The 13,614-nt window shown below is 73.8% G+C and carries 14 protein-coding genes; 4 read left to right on the top strand and 10 right to left on the bottom strand.

Going from position 1 to position 13,614, the window contains the following annotated elements:
- The first annotated feature begins 15 nt into the window (after window positions 1-15).
- From H1226_RS11705 to H1226_RS11715, 3 genes are read left to right on the top strand one after another with little or no spacing between them, the layout of a single operon-like run.
- Window positions 16-855 (top strand): ABC transporter ATP-binding protein, encoded by an 840-nt coding sequence (locus tag H1226_RS11705; RefSeq protein ID WP_309148807.1) that lies wholly within the window; start codon window positions 16-18, stop codon window positions 853-855.
- 35 nt (window positions 856-890) lie between these two features.
- Window positions 891-1,868 (top strand): iron-siderophore ABC transporter substrate-binding protein, encoded by a 978-nt coding sequence (locus H1226_RS11710; protein ID WP_258349026.1) that lies wholly within the window; start codon window positions 891-893, stop codon window positions 1,866-1,868.
- Window positions 1,869-1,871: 3 nt separating this feature from the next.
- Window positions 1,872-3,953, top strand: coding sequence for an iron ABC transporter permease (locus H1226_RS11715; RefSeq protein ID WP_258349027.1), 2,082 nt, complete (start codon window positions 1,872-1,874; stop codon window positions 3,951-3,953).
- A gap of 55 nt (window positions 3,954-4,008) precedes the next feature.
- On the opposite strand, the gene H1226_RS11720 is transcribed toward H1226_RS11715, so the two are convergent.
- The 3 genes from H1226_RS11720 to H1226_RS11730 are packed head-to-tail and all read right to left on the bottom strand — an operon-like array spanning window position 4,009 to window position 6,901.
- Complete coding sequence (locus H1226_RS11720; protein ID WP_258349028.1) at window positions 4,009-4,632, bottom strand: LutC/YkgG family protein; 624 nt, start codon at window positions 4,630-4,632, stop codon at window positions 4,009-4,011.
- Window positions 4,629-6,137, bottom strand: a complete 1,509-nt coding sequence (locus tag H1226_RS11725; RefSeq protein WP_373690043.1) for a lactate utilization protein B — start codon at window positions 6,135-6,137, stop codon at window positions 4,629-4,631. The genes H1226_RS11720 and H1226_RS11725 overlap by 4 nt, the downstream gene beginning before the upstream one ends.
- A complete protein-coding gene (locus tag H1226_RS11730; RefSeq protein ID WP_258349029.1) occupies window positions 6,134-6,901 on the bottom strand; it encodes a (Fe-S)-binding protein in 768 nt (255 codons plus the stop codon). The genes H1226_RS11725 and H1226_RS11730 overlap by 4 nt, the downstream gene beginning before the upstream one ends.
- Window positions 6,902-7,051: 150 nt before the next feature.
- Between H1226_RS11730 and H1226_RS11735 the strand changes: the two genes are divergently transcribed.
- The gene (locus H1226_RS11735) at window positions 7,052-7,753 is read left to right on the top strand and encodes a FadR/GntR family transcriptional regulator (RefSeq protein ID WP_224967385.1); all 702 of its coding nucleotides are present in this window, start codon (window positions 7,052-7,054) and stop codon (window positions 7,751-7,753) included.
- A gap of 89 nt (window positions 7,754-7,842) precedes the next feature.
- On the opposite strand, the gene lexA is transcribed toward H1226_RS11735, so the two are convergent.
- The 7 genes from lexA to H1226_RS11770 form a co-directional block, all read right to left on the bottom strand.
- Complete coding sequence (gene lexA, locus H1226_RS11740) at window positions 7,843-8,505, bottom strand: transcriptional repressor LexA (RefSeq protein ID WP_224959859.1); 663 nt, start codon at window positions 8,503-8,505, stop codon at window positions 7,843-7,845.
- Between the two features lie 72 nt (window positions 8,506-8,577).
- Window positions 8,578-8,703 carry a PaaI family thioesterase gene (locus H1226_RS11745; RefSeq protein WP_258349030.1) on the bottom strand — a complete coding sequence of 42 codons (126 nt, stop codon included), beginning with the start codon at window positions 8,701-8,703 and terminating at the stop codon, window positions 8,578-8,580.
- Window positions 8,704-9,003: 300 nt separating this feature from the next.
- Window positions 9,004-10,221: a cytochrome P450 gene (locus H1226_RS11750; RefSeq protein WP_258349031.1), complete on the bottom strand. Its 1,218-nt coding sequence runs from the start codon at window positions 10,219-10,221 to the stop codon at window positions 9,004-9,006.
- Between the two features lie 47 nt (window positions 10,222-10,268).
- The gene (locus H1226_RS11755; RefSeq protein ID WP_258349032.1) at window positions 10,269-11,438 is read right to left on the bottom strand and encodes an NAD(P)/FAD-dependent oxidoreductase; all 1,170 of its coding nucleotides are present in this window, start codon (window positions 11,436-11,438) and stop codon (window positions 10,269-10,271) included.
- Entirely contained in the window at window positions 11,435-11,635 is a 201-nt protein-coding gene (locus H1226_RS11760; RefSeq protein WP_224961215.1) for a ferredoxin, read from the bottom strand. Before H1226_RS11760 ends, H1226_RS11755 begins: the two co-directional genes overlap by 4 nt.
- The gene (locus tag H1226_RS11765) at window positions 11,632-12,303 is read right to left on the bottom strand and encodes a TetR/AcrR family transcriptional regulator (protein WP_373690044.1); all 672 of its coding nucleotides are present in this window, start codon (window positions 12,301-12,303) and stop codon (window positions 11,632-11,634) included. The genes H1226_RS11760 and H1226_RS11765 overlap by 4 nt, the downstream gene beginning before the upstream one ends.
- Window positions 12,300-13,517: a cytochrome P450 gene (locus H1226_RS11770; protein WP_224961217.1), complete on the bottom strand. Its 1,218-nt coding sequence runs from the start codon at window positions 13,515-13,517 to the stop codon at window positions 12,300-12,302. The genes H1226_RS11765 and H1226_RS11770 overlap by 4 nt, the downstream gene beginning before the upstream one ends.
- Window positions 13,518-13,614 lie beyond the last annotated feature (97 nt).

The following is a 13,614-nucleotide window of genomic DNA, read 5'->3' on the forward strand; positions in this document are numbered from 1 at the left end:
CTTTAATGTTCGGCTGTGTCCCCGAACTCATCGCAGCAACCGGCCGGCGTGCGCGCCCGCGAAGTGGACGTCGCCTACGGCCGCGACGTCGTCGTGCACGGCGCGTCGATCTCCCTGGTCGCGGGGGAGGTCACCGTGCTGATCGGGCCGAACGGCAGCGGGAAGTCGACGCTGCTGCGCGCCCTCGCGCGGCTGCACCCGCCGGTCGCCGGTGCCGTGTCGTTCGCCGACGGCGCCGAGCTGCGCGCGCTGTCCGGCAAGGACCTGGCCCGCCGGATCACCCTGCTCTCGCAGCAGCGCACCGCGCCGGGCGGGTTGAGCGTGCGGGAGCTGGTGGAGTTCGGCAGGCACCCGCACCGCTCCCGCTGGGGCGGCCGCGACCCGGAGGGGCCGGCCGCGGTGGAGCGCGCGATGGCGCTGACCGGTCTCGCGGGCATCGCCGACCGGCCGGTGCAGGCGCTCTCCGGCGGGCAGGCGCAGCGGGTGTGGCTGGCGAGCTGCCTGGCCCAGGACACCGAACTGGTGCTGCTGGACGAGCCGACGACCTTCCTCGACCTGCGCTACCAGGTGGAGATCCTCGACGTGATCCGCGCGCTCGCCGACGAGCACGGGGTCGGCGTCGGTGTGGTGCTGCACGACCTCGACCAGGCGGCGGCGGTCGCCGACCGGGTGCTGCTGCTGGAGGACGGGCGGGTCGCCGCGGAGGGCGCGCCGGACGAGGTGCTGACCTCGGCGAACCTCACCCGCGCCTACGGCATCCAGGTGGACGTGGAGGTCGATCCCGCCGACGGGCACCTCCGCACCCGTGCCGTCGGCCGCTTCAACACCTCCGGCGTTCGCGCCCCCTCGGCCTGACCGGCGCCGCCGGTCACCCTCCAGGTAGGAGAATCATGCGCAGGACCAGAGCGATCATCGGGCTGTGCGCGGCCGCCGCGTTCTTCGCGGCGGGTTGCGGCACCACCGAGCAGGCAGGTGGCCGGGACGACTCGGCGGGCGGTGGCGAACCGGTGACGGTCGTCGACTCGCGCGGCGAGGAGGTCACCCTCGACGGGCCCGCGAAGCGGGTCGCGGCCACCGAGTGGAACGGCACGGAGAGCCTGGTGTCCCTCGGCGTCATGCCCGTCGGAGTGTCCGATGTGGATGGTTACGGCAAGTGGGTGGGCGCCGCGCCGCTGGACGGCACCGCGAAGGACCTCGGCACCCGCGGGGAGCCGAGCCTCGACGCGCTCGGCGCACTGGACCTGGACCTGGTGGTCGTCACCGACAGCCTCAGCGAAGGGGCGCTGGCCCAGGTCGAGCAGATCGCGCCGGTGGTCGTGATCAAGGGCGGTGGTGCGCCGGACCCGATCGGCACCATGTTCGAGAACCTGGACCTGATCGCGAAGGCGACCGGCACCGAGGACGCCGCCGCCCGGTTGCGCGCCGAGTTCGACGCGAAGATCGCCGAAGGCCGCGCCGCGGTCGAGCAGGCCGGTGCGCTGGACGACCCGGTCGCGTTCTCCGACGCCTACGTGACCTCCGGTGAGGTGAGCATCCGGCCGTTCGCGAAGGGCTCGCTGGTCTCCGAGGTGTTCGACCGCATCGGCCTGCGCAACCCGTGGCCGATGGCGGGCGACCCGGACTACGGGCTCGCCTCCGCCGACGTGGAAGGGCTCACCCAGCTGCCCGACGTGCGGTTCTGGTACGAGGCCAACGGATCCGAGACCGACGCCTACGGCGAGGAGCTGCGGGACAACGCGATCTGGAAGAACCTGCCGTTCGTGCGCAGCGGCAAGGTGCAGCGGCTGCCCGATTCGCTGTGGATGTTCGGCGGGCCGAAGTCCATGGAGCAGTACGTCGACGCCGCGATCGCGGCGCTGAAGGCGTAGTCCGTGACGACGCTCGTCCGCCCGCCCGCCCCGCCGGTCGCGGTCATCCGGCGGGGCGGGCCGCTGGTGCTGCTGGTGGTGGGGCTGGCCGCGCTGGTCGTGCTGGGCGCCGCGGTGCACCTCACCCAGGGGACGTCCAGCGTGGACTTCGGCGCGCTGCTGCACCTGGTGCTCGGCGGCGGCACCGACACCACCGCGGCCGTGGTGGTGGAGTCGCGGTTGCCGCGGCTGCTCACCGCGCTGCTGGTCGGCGCGGCCCTCGGCATCGCGGGGGCGGTGCTGCAATCGGTGGCGCGCAACGTGATGGCCTCCCCGGACACGCTCGCCGTGGACGCGGGCGCGCACCTGGCGATCGTCGCGGTCGCCGCGTTCGGCGTCTCGTTCCCGGTGCTGGGCACCACGGCGATCGCGTTCGTCGGCGGGCTCGCCGCGGCCCTGCTGGTGATCTCGCTGTCCGGGATGGGCGGCACCGGGATCGTGCGGCTGGTGCTCGCCGGGACCGCGATCGCGTTCGCGATGCACTCGCTGACGCGGATGTTCCTGCTGCTGTTCGACCAGGAGACGCAGGGGCTGTTCGCCTGGGGTTCCGGCTCGCTCGGGCAGACGGGGCTGGGCGGGATCCGGGCGGTGGCGCCGGTGATGGGCGTCGCGCTCGTGCTCCTGCTGCTGCTGTCCCGGCGGCTGGACCTGGTGTACCTCGGCGACGACCACGCGCGGACCCTCGGTGTCCACGTGGGACGGATCCGGTTCGCCTCGATCGCGCTGGCGGTGCTGCTGGCGGCGGCGTCGGTGACCTTGGCGGGCCCGGTGGGGTTCGTCGGGCTCGCCGCGCCCGCGGTGGTGCGGCTGCTGTCCAACCGGGTTCCGGGCCTGCACCGGCACGCGGCGCTGCTGCCGATCTCCGGCGCGATGGGTGTGGTGCTGCTGCTGGGCGCGGACGTGCTGCTGCGGGCGCTGATCGGCGCGCAGACCGCGTTGGAGATCCCCACCGGGGTGGCGACCACGCTGGTCGGCGCGGTTTTCCTGGTGGTGCTGTGCCGCAACATCCGGGTCACCGCGTCGGCCGCGGAGCCGCCGGCGGCGGGCATCCGCGGCGGCGTGTCGGCACGGCGGGTGCGGCTGGTCGTCGGAGCGCTGGTGCTGCTGCTGGTCGCGGTGGCGATCGGGGCGGTGCTGCTGGGCGACGTCCTGCTGCTGCTCGGCGACCTGGCGAACTGGGCGAGCGGGCAGGCCGGGCCGATCGTCAGCAACGTGATGTCGAACCGGGTGCCGCGGGTCGTGGCGGCGGTGCTGGCGGGGGCGGCGCTGGCGCTGGCCGGAGCCGCGATCCAGGCGGTGGCGCGGAACCCGCTGGCCGAGCCGGGGATCATCGGCGTCGCGGGCGGTGCCGGGCTCGGCGCGATCACGGTGATCACCCTGTGGTCCGGTGCCGGGTTCTGGGTGCAGGCGGGCGGTGCCGGGCTCGGCGCGGCCGTGGCGACGCTCGTGGTGTTCGCGATGGCGGCGAAGGGCGGTTTCGCCGGGGAACGGCTGGTGCTGATCGGCTTCGGCGTCCAGGCGGCCGCGCAGGCGCTGGTGACGCTGCTGATCACGCTGTCCGACCCGTGGAACGAGACGAAGGCGCTGACCTGGCTGGGCGGCTCCACCTACGGGCGTTCCTACGAGCACCTGGTGCCGATGGTGCTGGCGCTGCTGGTGCTGGTGCCGGTGCTGGTCCGCGCCCGCGGCGAGCTGGACCTGCTGTCGGTGGACGAGGAGACGCCGCGGGTGCTGGGCGTGCACGTGCCCGGGGCGCGGTTGCTGCTGCTGTGCTGCGCGGTGCTGCTGACCGGTACCGCGGTGGCCGGGGTCGGGGTGATCGCGTTCGTCGGGTTGATCGCGCCGCACGCGGCGCGGGCGGTCGTGGGCAGGCGGCACTCCCGGATGTTGCCGGTGGCGGCGCTGCTGGGCGGGGTGCTGGTGTGCGTGGCCGACGTGGTGGGCCGCGCGGCGATCGCCCCGGCGCAGCTGCCCGCCGGGATGATGACGGCGCTGGTCGGCGCGCCGTACTTCGTGTGGTTGCTGCACCGCGACCGCACTCGCTGAGCCCCGCCAGGTGAACGGCCGGGGCGGGCCGTTCACCTGGCCGGTGCGCGCGGGGTCAGGCGTCGAGCAGCAGGACCACGTGCAGGGTCCGCGGCCCGTGGACTCCCTCGACCCGGTCCAGCTCGATGTCCGAGGTCGCCGACGGCCCGCTGATCAGCGTCGTCGGCCGCACCGGGTCGAGCCGCGCCACCGCCTCCGGCACCCCGGCGACCACCGAGGACAGCGCCACCACGCACACGTGCAGGTCGGGCACCAGCGTCAGCGCCCGGCGGCCCTGGTCGGCCGACGAGTCCAGGAAGATCGTGCCGGTCTCCGCGCAGCTCACCGCCGACCCGGTCACCACCCCGTCCAGCTCGTCCAGCCGCGCGGACGGCACCTCCGCGGAGTCGACGGTGACCTCCCCGTCGAACTCGGCGAGCCACCGGCGGTCCAGCCCGGCGGGGATGCCGATCCGGCGGGCGCCGCGCAGCGCCGTCGCGATCGCGCCCGGCGCCTCGGCGGTGTCGCACTGGTGCACGGAGGCGCGGTAGTCCTCCAGGCGGTCCACGAGCAGTTCCCGCCGCCGTTCCGGGGGCAGCGACCGGCGTCGCCGGTAGTCGCGCGGCACCTGCACGGCGTCGGGCGGGGCGAGGGCGAGCGCGTCGCGCACCCGGCCCAGCACGGTCTCCCGGGCGTTCACCGCGCACCTCCTTCGCGCCGGGCCCGTTCGATCGCGGCCCGGCCTTCGGCGGAGTCCCACCACTGCCGGAACGTCCGCTTCGGCGGCACCGGCAGGTCGCGCGCCGAGGTCCACGCGCTGCCCGGCGGCGGCAGCGCCCGGATCCGCCCGCCGCGCCCGAGCAGCCTGCCGAGCTGCGCCGCGCGCTGCGCCGCCGTCCACCGCCCGGCCGAGGCCATCGCCGCGGAGGCGGCCTTCATCAGCGCCTGCTCGGCGTCGAACCCGGCCTGCTCCACGTGCTGGTGGCGCAGTTCCACCAGCAGCGACGGGATGTCGATCTTCACCGGGCAGGCGTCGAAGCAGGCCCCGCACAGGCTGGAGGCGTAGGGCAGCGAGCCGTTCGGGTCGCCGGAACCGGTGTCCATCCCGGCCAGTTGCGGGGTGAGCACCGCCCCGATCGGTCCCGGGTAGGTCGAGCCGTAGGCGTGCCCGCCGGTCCGCTCGTACACCGGGCACACGTTCAGGCAGGCCGAGCAGCGGATGCAGTGCAGCGCCTCGCGCCCGACCTCGTCGGCGAGGGTGGCGGTGCGCCCGTTGTCCAGCAGCACCAGGTGGAACTCGCCCGGCCCGTCGCCGGGGGTGACGCCGGTCCACATCGAGGTGTACGGGTTCATCCGCTCGCCGGTGGAGGAGCGCGGCAGCAGTTGCAGGAAGACTTCGAGGTCCGCGTAGCTGGGGATCAGCTTCTCCAGCCCCATCACGGTGATCAGCGTCTCCGGCATGGTCAGGCACATCCGCCCGTTGCCCTCGGATTCCACGACCGAGAGCGTTCCGGTGTCGGCGACGCCGAAGTTCGCCCCGGAGATCGCGACCCGCGCGCGCATGAACCGGTCGCGCAGGAACCGCCGGGAGGCGTCGGCGAGGTGCGCCGGGTCGTCGTCGAGGTCGGGGTCGACGCCGGGCATGGCGCGCAGGAAGATCTCCCGGATCTCCGCGCGGTTGCGGTGGATCGCCGGGACGAGGATGTGCGAGGGCCGGTCCGCGCCGAGCTGCACGATGAGTTCGGCCAGGTCGGTCTCGATGGCGGTGATGCCCTCGTCGGCGAGGTGCTCGTTGAGGCCGATCTCCTGGGTGGCCATCGACTTGACCTTGAGCACTTCGTCGGAGCCGGTCCCGCGGACGAGGCGGGTGACGATCGCGTTGGCCTCGGCGGCGTCGCGCGCCCAGTGCACGGTCCCACCGCGCGCGGTCACGGCCTGTTCGAACTGCTCCAGGAGGTCCGGCAGCCGGGACAGCACGTCGCGCTTGATCGCGGCGCCTGCGGAGCGCAACTCCTCCCAGTCGGGCAGTTCGCCGGTGACGGCGATCCGCTTGTCCCGGATGGTGCGGGTGGCCTTGCCGACGTTGCGGCGCAGCTGGGCGTTGCCGAGCTCGGTGCGGGCCGCCGCCGGGAACGGTTCGCTGCCGCGGATGTTGCCGGTTCCGCGCGGCGGAGCGGTGGGCATGCCGAGGAACGTGCCGCTCATGCGAGTGCTCCCTGCTTCGGCGCGATCGTGCGTTCGGTGGTGGCGAGGATCTCGGCGAGGTGCTTGGTGCCGACTCCGGTCTGCAACCGGGACAGGCCACCGCCGATGTGCATCAGGCAGGACGAGTCCCCGGCGGTGCAGTACTCGGCGTCGGTGGCGCCGACGTTGCGCAGCTTGTCCGAGAGCATCGCGGTGGAGGTGTCGGCGTTCTTCAGCGCGAAGGTGCCGCCGAACCCGCAGCACTGGTCGGCTTCGGGCAGTTCCACCAGGTCGATCTCGCGCACGGCGCGCAGCAGCCGCAGCGGCTTGTCCCCGACCCGCAGCATCCGCAGCGAGTGGCAGGTGGGGTGGTAGGTCACCCGGTGCGGGAAGGTCGCGCCGACGTCGACCACGCCGAGGACGTCGACGAGGAACTCGGCGAGCTCGTAGGTCTTCGCCCGGGAGCGCACGACCTGGTCGCGGAGCCCGGGACGGCCGAAGCGCTCGGCGACGATCTCGTGCTGGTGGCGGATGGAGCCGGCGCAGGAGCCGGAGGGCACCACCACGGCGTCGATGGACTCGTCGGCGAAGCAGGCCGCGTGGTTCTCGACCAGCGGCAGCGCCTCGCGCTGGTACCCGGTGTTGACGTGCATCTGCCCGCAGCAGGTCTGCGCCTCCGGGAACACCACGTCCTGGCCGAGCCTGCTCAGCAGCAGGGCGGTGGCCTGGATCGCGTCCGGGAACAGCGTGTCGCCGAGGCAGGTGGCGAACAGGGCTACCCGCATGCGTCGGACTCCCTTCGTGTGTGGTCTGACCACACCGTAGCCGGGGTGGGCGAGTTCGGGAACGGGCGGTGTCCGACCGCCTCCGGTCAGCGTTGCGGCAGTGGGCGGCGCCCGCAACGCGCGGCGCCACGACCTCGATAGGCTCCGAGGGTGGTGAACGCTGGGCCGCGGGCGTGGGAACGGGTGCTCGCGCAGATCGAGGACGACCTGCTGCAGGGCCGGATCGCGCCCGGGCAGCGCCTGCCGGGGGAACGGGCGCTGGCCGAGGAGCTGGGGGTCGGGCGCTCCTCGGTGCGCGAGGCGATGCGGGTGCTGGAGGCGCTGGGCCTGCTGCGCGCCCAGACCGGTTCCGGGCCGGAGGCGGGCGCGGTGATCCTGGCCCGCCCCACCGGCGGCATGAGCGCACTGCTGCGGTTGCAGGTGGCGGGACAGGGCTTCCAGGTGCGCGACGTGGTGCGCACCAGGCTCGTGCTGGAGACGGCGTCGGTCACCGAGCTGGCCGGTGCGGCCGCGGACCTCGCCGCGGCGGAGGAACTGCTCGACGCGATGGACGAGCCGGACCTCGCCCCGGCCGAGTTCCTGGCGCTCGACGCCCAGTTCCACCTGACCCTGGCGCAGGCCGCGGGCAACGAGGTGGTCGCGGTGATGATGTCCGGGCTGCGCGACTCGATCGAGCACTACACCCGCGAGACGGTCCCGCTGCTGGATTCGTGGGCGGCCACCTCGACCCGGTTGCGCGCGGAGCACCGCGAGGTGCTGGCCGCGATCCGGGACGGCGACGGCGCGCTGGCGGGCCGACGGGTCACCGCGCACATCAAGGGCTACTACGCCGACGGCGGCCTGGCGCTCTGACACCGGGCTGGCGGGGACGCCGGGGTAGCGGGGACGCCGGGGTGGCAGGCCCGCCCCGCCGAGCCCGTCGGGCCGTTCGGGGCGGCGGGTCAGACGCTGCGCAGCACGGAGACGACGACGCCGAGGACGGTGGCGTGGTCGCCGTCGATGACCTCGTAGGCCGGGTTCCGCGGCTCCAGCAGCACGTGCCCGTTGCGCTTCCGGTACACCTTCACCGTCGCCTCGTCGTCGAGCAGTGCGGCGACGATCTGCCCCGAGTGCGCTTCGGGCTGCTGCTTGACGATCACGGTGTCCCCGTCGCAGATCGCGGCGTCGATCATCGAATCACCGCGCACCCGCAGCGCGAACACGGTGCCGCGCCCGGCGAACTCGCGGGGCAGCACGAGGGTGTCGTCGAGGTGCTCGTCGGCGGCGATCGGCGTCCCGGCGGCGATGTCGCCGACCACGGGCACCGTCACCGAGTCCGCATCGTTCCGCGACGCGGAGGTCTCGCGCAGGAACGCGCGCACGTCGATGGGCCGGGACACGGTGTCGCTGCGCCGCAGGAAGCCCTTGTCCTCCAGGCTCGCCAGGTGCTTGGACACCGAGGAGGTGGAGCGCAGGCCGACGGCCTCGCCGATCTGCCGGGTGCTCGGCGAGTACCCGTGCCGCACCACCCAGTCGCGGATCGTCGCGAGGATCCGCTGCTGGCGCAGCGGCAGCGACGAGGCGTCCAGGTGCTCGAACGGGTCAAGATCGTCGTAGCCGGTCATCCGCCGAATGGTAGATCCCACCACCCCGAACCCGATCACCGGCACGCCGACGGGTGATCGACGCGTGCGCGATCACGGGGTGGGGAGGAGGCAGGGGGTGGCGTGGGCGATGAGCTCGCCCGCGTCGTCGTGGACCTCGCCCTCGGCGGTGGCGGTGCGGCGCCCGGCGTGCACGACGGTGCCTTCGGTGGTGAGCACCTGGCCGTCGGTGCGGCGCGGAGGTGGTTCACCTTCAACGGAAAGGTGGTGCAGCCGACGCCCGTGGGCGGCGTGGTGTGCCCGGCGCAGCCCGTCGCCGAGGCGAGCAGGGTCGCCGCGATCCCGCCGTGCGCGGTGCCGAGCGGGTCGGCGAAGTCCGGCCGCGCCTCCAGCGGGACCACGATGCGCCCGTGCTCGGCCACGACGTCGATCCGGACCTGGTCCACCCGCGAGGGCGCCGTTCCCGGCGGCACCCACCGGCGCGGGCGCCGCCGGGGCGGGCGCGGTCCCGCTCCGGCCTCACCAGGTGACCGGCAGCGACTCCACGCCGTGGACGAGCTTGTCGAACTTGAACGCGATCTCCGCCGGGTCCACGGCGAGCGCCAGCGTCGGCACCCGCCGGTACAGCGTGCCGAACACGACCTGCAGCTCCACCCGCGCCAGCTGCTGGCCGACGCACTGGTGCACGCCGAACCCGAACGCGTTGTGCTGCCGCGCGTCGCGGTGCAGGTCCAGCCGTTCCGGTTCCGCGAACGCCGCGGAGTCCCAGTTGCCCAGCGGCAGCGCCAGCACGATGCCCTCGCCCGCGCGGATCGTCTCGCCCTCGACCTCGATGTCCTCCAGCGCGACGCGGCGCAGCCCGTGGTGGGCCACCGACAGGTAGCGCAGCAGCTCCTCGACCGCGCCCGCCACGACCTTCGGGTCCTCGGCGTCGCGGAGCACGGCCAGCTGCGCCGGGTCCTGGAGCAGCTTCGCGGTGCCGATACCGATCATGTTCGCGCTGGTCTCGTGCCCGGCGATGAGCAGCACCATGCCCAGCTGCGCGGCCTCGGCGACCGTGACGTCCCCGGCGGTGACGCGCTGCGCGAGGTCGGACACCCAGCCCGTGCCCGGTTCCTCGACGCGGGCGGTGATCAGGTCGGCCAGGTAGTCCTGCAGCGCGCCACTGGCGGCCGCGCTCTGCTCCGGGGTGGCGTCCCGGTCGATGGCGAGCACGCTGTGCCGCTGGAAGAACTCGTGGTCGGCGTAGGGCACGCCGAGCAGTTCGCTGATCATCAGCGACGGCAGCGGCAGCGCCAGCGCGGAGACCAGGTCGGCGGGCTTCGGCCCGGCGAGCATCGCGTCGATCAGCTCGTCGGTGGTGCGCTGGATGAACGGCCGCAGCGCGGAGACCCGCTTGGCGGTGAACGGGAACGTCATCATCCGCCGGAACCGGCTGTGCTCGGCGGCATCGGTGTTGAAGATGCTCGGCGCGCGGTCGGCGGCGTGCGCCTGCGAGGCGGCGCTGATGTGCGGGAAGTCCGGTCGCTTCTCGTCGGTGCTCACCCGCGGGTCGGACAGCAGGGAGCGCTGCGCGGCGTGCCCGGTGATCACCCACGGGGTGCTGCCGTTCCACAGCCGCATCCGCGTCAGCGGCCGGTGCGCGGCGGCCTCGCGCAGCGCGGGCGGGGGAGCGAACGGGCAGGAGCGGGAGCGCGCGGACGGGAACTCCCCCGCGGCGGCGGGATGTTCGGGCATGGTGGCCTTCCGGTGGGAGCGGTTCACGGGAACGTCCGAAGTGGACTTCAGCGGGCGGGAGCGGCCGCGGCGGCCTCGACGATCTCCTGGCGGCGCAGGCGGGTCTGCTTGGGCATGTTCCAGCCGAGCACCCCGGTCGTGCGGCCGTCCTCGCGGTAGCGCACCACGAACCGCCCGTCGGCGAGGTCGCCGTCGACCACCTCGGCGTCCGCGGCGGGCCGCACCGTTCCGTGCACCTGGATCTTCACGTCGTACTGGTCGGTCCAGAAGAACGGGATCGGCGAGTACGCGCGGTCGGCGCCGAGGACGTTCGCGGCCACCACCCCCGCCTGCTCGGTCGCGTGCGTGCGGTTCTCCAAGCGCAGCAACGAGTTCGTCCGCTCGTCGAACCACCGGCACACGTCCCCGACCGCGTAGATCCCGGGTGCGGCGCGGCACCGCGAATCGCACACCACCCCGTCGTCGAGCCGCAGCCCGCTGCCCGCGAGCCACCCGGTGTTCGGCACCGCGCCGACGGCGACGACCACCACGTCGGCGGGCAGCTCGTCGCCCGAGTCCAGCCGCACCCCGGTCACCCGGTCCTGCCCGGTGAACCCGGTGACGCCGTGGCCGAGGCGGAGCTCGACGCCGCGCTCCGCGTGCAGCGCGGCGAGCCTGCCGCCGACCAGCGGCCCGAGCTGCCCGGCCATCGGGGTCGGCAGCGGCCCGGTGAGGGTGACGTGCAGGCCCGCCGCCCGCGCGGTGGCGGCGATCTCCGAGCCGAGCACGCCCTCGCCGACCACCACCAGCCGGGCGCCGGGGCGCAGTTCCGCCCGCAGCGCCAGCGAGTCCTCGACGGTGCGCAGCACGTGCACGCCGGCCAGCTCCTCGTGCCCGGGCAGGGTGCGCGGCCGCACCCCGGTGGCCAGCACGATCCTCTCGGCGCCGAGCTCTCGTCCCGACGCGGTGCGCGCGGTGCGGTTCGCCGCGTCCAGGGACACCGCCGCGTCGCCGAGGACGAACTCGGCGTCCAGCCCGGCGAGCACCTCGTCGGTGCGCAGCCGGACGCGGTCGGGCTCCCACTCCCCGGCGAGCACCTTCTTCGACAGCGGCGGCCGGTCGTAGGGCGGGTGCGGCTCGTCGCCGAGCACCGTCACCGGCCCGTCGTGCCCGGCCCGCCGCAGGGCCTCCACCGTGGACAGGCCGGCGGCGGAGGCGCCGACCACCAGCACGCTCACGATTCCTCGCTGAGCGCGATCGCGGCCGCGGGGCACATGTTCGCCGCTTCCCGCACGCCGTCGTGCAGCCCCGCCGGGGGAGCGGCGTCCAGCAGGACCACCACGCCGTCCTCGTCGCGCTGGTCGAAGACCTCGGGCGCCACCATCACGCACGTGCCCGCGCCGCAGCACTTCTCCTCGTCGATCGTCACCTTCACGATGTGCTTCCCCGTTCCCTCGGAGTGATCTCGGAAGTGGTGGGCGCGAGCCAGAGACCGGTGATCGCGTCCACCAGGCCGGTTCCGGCCTGTTCCCACGTCTCGCGCGGGGTGGTGGTGCCGTCGGCGAGCGCGCGTTCGCGCTCGGCGACCCCGTGCACCACCAGTTGCCGGGCCATGTCGCGGCGTTCCTCCCGCACGGGCTCCGGCAGTTCCGGCAGGAGCCGGTGCAGTTCCCCGCCCGCCCGCAGCAGCGCCGGGGAGCTCCGCGATGCGCGCTCGGCGATCTCGCGGTAGGCGGGGTCGGTCATGACCTGCGCGCCGAACCTGCCGAACCAGGTCGGCGGACCCAGCTCGGCCAGGTGCAGCGCGGTCGGCAGCACCATGCAGGACACCCAGCCGCGCACGGATCCATCGGCTACGGCGACCATCCGGGCGCGCCACCGCTCGACCTGCTCGTGGTGCTTGCGCAGGATCGCGGCGACCAGTTCGGCCTTGGTGCCGAAGTGGTAGCCGACGGCGGTGTTGTTGCCCTGCCCGGCGGCTTCGCTGACCTGGCGGTTGGACACGGCGGCGATCCCGTGCTCGGCGAACAGGCGCTCGGCCGCCGACAGGATCAGCTCCCGCGTCGCCCGCACCTGCCGGGACCGCGCCGCGCCCACGGTCACCACCGCACCGGGACTTCGCTCAGCCCGCCGACGACGAGCCCTTCCAGCGGGCGCAGCCGCTCGGCGGGCACCGCGAGTTCCAGCGACGGCAGCTTGCGCAGCAGCACTTCGAGCGTCACCTGCAGCTCGTTGCGGGCCAGCGCCTGCCCGAGGCAGGAGTGCGCGCCGGTGCCGAACGCCAGGTGCGGGTTGGGGGTGCGGGCGAGGTCCATGTCGTCGGCGCCGTCGAAGGCGGTTTCGTCGCGGTTCGCGGCGGCCATGTTGCACATGACGGTGGTGCCGCGCGGCAGTTCGGTGCCCGCGATCTCGACGTCCTCGTGCAGGAAGCGGACCATGCCGAGCCCGGAGTTGGCGTCGAAGCGCAGCACCTCTTCGACCGCGGAGCGCACCAGCGACGGGTCGGCCAGCAGCCGTTCCCAGCGCCGCCGGTCCGACAGCAGCATCGCGACCATCTTGCCGATCATGTTCGCGGTCGTCTCGTGCCCGGCGATGAGCAGCCCGAGCCCGGTGGCGGCGAGCATGCGGTCCGGCATCCGCTCGCCTTCGGAGTCGGTGGCGGCGATGAGCTCGCTGAGCAGGTCGTCCCCGGGCTGCCGCTGCTTCGCGGCGATGTGCCCGGCCATGTAGCCGAAGAAGTCGGCCTCGGCGGTCTTGAACTCCTGCTCGGAGTACCGGGTGAGGTTCAGGAACGTGTCCGACCAGCGGGAGAACCGGTCCCGGTCCGCGGTGGGCACGCCGAGCATGTCGCAGATGACCCACACCGGCAGCGGGAAGCCGAGCGCGGCCTTGAGGTCGGCGGGTCCGCCACCGGCGATCATGTCGTCGACGAGGCTCTCGGCCATCCGCTCGATCTCGGGGCGCAGCGCCAGCATCCGCTTGGCGGTGAACCAGCGGTTGACCAGGCGCCGCCACCGCTGGTGGCCCTCGCCGCTCTGCGGGAGCGCGGTGGACATCTCGCTGTTGAACAGCCCGCCCGATTCGGTGTCGGAGATCCGGGCCGCGTCGGGATCGTCGAGGCTGCGGCCGAACCGCGGGTCGGCGAGCACGCCCTTGACGTCGGCGTAGCGGGTCAGCAGCGCGACTTCGTCCCCGCTGGGCAGCTTCGCGCGGGAGACGGGGCAGCCGGCGCGCAGCCGGGCCCATTCGGCGGGTGGTTCCAGCGGTCCCGGTGCGGGGATCGGGTAGTCGAGCACCCGCTCGTCAGGTGTGGTCACCGCGGTTTCTCCTCGTGTTCGGGAAACGAACTTGGAGGTAGTGAACCGCAACTGCTAACGTCAGTCAATCGCCTGCCTTAAAGGTGGGGATCGAACG

This window comes from Saccharopolyspora gregorii (assembly GCF_024734405.1).
Lineage (GTDB): Bacteria > Actinomycetota > Actinomycetes > Mycobacteriales > Pseudonocardiaceae > Saccharopolyspora_C > Saccharopolyspora_C gregorii.

Coding starts and splice junctions, on each gene's coding strand:
- H1226_RS11710 (WP_258349026.1), top strand. CDS start 891: ATGCGCAGGACCAGAGCGATCATCGGGCTGTGCGCGGCCGCCGCGTTC.
- H1226_RS11725 (WP_373690043.1), bottom strand. CDS start 6,137: ATGAGCGGCACGTTCCTCGGCATGCCCACCGCTCCGCCGCGCGGAACC.
- H1226_RS11730 (WP_258349029.1), bottom strand. CDS start 6,901: ATGCGGGTAGCCCTGTTCGCCACCTGCCTCGGCGACACGCTGTTCCCG.
- lexA (WP_224959859.1), bottom strand. CDS start 8,505: ATGACCGGCTACGACGATCTTGACCCGTTCGAGCACCTGGACGCCTCG.
- H1226_RS11750 (WP_258349031.1), bottom strand. CDS start 10,221: ATGCCCGAACATCCCGCCGCCGCGGGGGAGTTCCCGTCCGCGCGCTCC.